We start from the raw sequence: 221 nt of genomic DNA on the forward strand, positions 1-221 counted from the left end.
GGATGCACGCAGCGGCGCGCCCTCTTTGGGGTGGCGCATGGCGGCAATGTCGGCGTAGCAGCTGATGATACGGATGGTATCGGCAACCGTTTCACCCTTGGAAGCACTGGAAACCCGCAACCTGGAAGAAGCCCTGCCCGAACTGGATATTCTGTACATGACCCGTGTGCAGCAGGAGCGTTTCTTCAACGAGGAAGATTACATCCGCCTGAAGAACAGCT

2 pseudogenes are annotated in these 221 nt (G+C 57.5%); one reads left to right on the top strand and one right to left on the bottom strand.

From position 1 onward, the window contains the following. A pseudogene (locus tag H6B10_RS16880) lies at positions 1-117 on the bottom strand (aspartate carbamoyltransferase); the annotation flags it as partial. On the opposite strand from H6B10_RS16880, the pseudogene H6B10_RS18300 reads away from it, so the two are divergent. Beyond that, a pseudogene (locus tag H6B10_RS18300) lies at positions 110-221 on the top strand (aspartate carbamoyltransferase); the annotation flags it as partial. The pseudogenes H6B10_RS16880 and H6B10_RS18300 overlap by 8 nt on opposite strands.

Source organism: Gemmiger formicilis, from assembly GCF_016901605.1.
Lineage (GTDB): Bacteria > Bacillota > Clostridia > Oscillospirales > Ruminococcaceae > Gemmiger > Gemmiger formicilis_B.